This window comes from Segeticoccus rhizosphaerae (assembly GCF_009192725.1).
Lineage (GTDB): Bacteria > Actinomycetota > Actinomycetes > Actinomycetales > Dermatophilaceae > Segeticoccus > Segeticoccus rhizosphaerae.
In genome coordinates this window covers 1-1,126 of sequence record NZ_VOHR01000589.1, presented here as the reverse complement: position 1 = coordinate 1,126, position 1,126 = coordinate 1, and the positions used below count along the sequence as shown (strand labels likewise).

The window sequence follows — 1,126 nt, the reverse complement described above, 5'->3', positions numbered from 1 at the left end:
CCGGCTCACCGGTGTCGACCTGCCACCCGACCGCCGCCGCCACCACCCAGAGCGCCGTCAGCCCGGCCACGACCGGCGTGGCCTGGCGGCGGTGTCGCGAGACCACCGAGGAGATCCGCCCCACCGAGAGCGGCACGCCCACGAGCAGCCCGACGACCACGAGGAGGGCCGCGACGCCGACGACGTCGCCCGCGACCCGGCCGACCGTGTCCCGCACCAGGGCGAAGACCGGGCCGAAAAGGCCGAGGTCGGTGACCGGGTTGAACGGTCGGTCGAGGGCGGCGAAGAAGCCCATGTCGAGCAGCTTGACGATCATGACCAGCGCGAACAGCACCCCGAGGACCCCGGCCACCGCCCGCCGCGGCCGCGTGGGCAGGGCGAGGGCCAGGGCCCCGACGACCAACAGCTCCAAGGGAATCCGCAGCAGGACGCTCGGTGTCAGGGCGGGGAGCTCGGTCGGCGCCAGCAGGACGGCCCAGACGACCAGCAGGGCGATCACGTCCAGGAGCACACGTGCCACGCGCCGCCCCGGCCCGGCAGGTCGCACGACCCGTTGCGGTGCCGCGGTCGGCACCTCGTGACGTCGACGCCACAGCCACAGCACGTCCCGGCCGAAGGACTCCGCCAGCAACAGCGCGGCCACCACCAGCGCACCGAGGGTGACCGCACGGGGCAGGATCCCGGCGGCGGCCACCGTGAGCGCCACCCCGGCGAAGGCCGCCACCACCTTGCGCCAGTCACGCGCCGGCAGCGGCGCCCGTAGCCACGGCAGGACTCGCCCGGCCAGCCAGAACACGTAGCGAACCAGCCCGATGGCGAGCACCCAGGCGCCGTAGCGGGGCACGGCATACACGCTGAGCACCAGGATGAGGAAGGCGTCGGTCTCGCCGTCGAACCTCGCCCCGAAGGCCGACACCGTCCCGGTGCGGCGGGCGACCCGTCCGTCGACCGCGTCGAGCAGCAGCGCCACGACCGTGAGCCCGACCAGCGCCACGGAAGGGGCACCGGTGGACCCGCTCGCGTTCGAGTCGGCGACCAGTGCGGCCACCCCGGAGGCGAGGACGGCCCGCGCCAGGGTCACCAGGTCCGCGGGCGTGGGCGCCTCGCCCGCGGACCTGGTGACCCT

Annotated in this window: 1 protein-coding gene; it reads right to left on the bottom strand. The window is 75.0% G+C overall.

Annotated features, from left to right (window positions below):
* Nucleotides 1-1,126 (bottom strand): CDP-alcohol phosphatidyltransferase family protein (locus FRW57_RS21875; protein WP_203230491.1); only part of this gene is annotated, 1,126 nt, incomplete at both ends.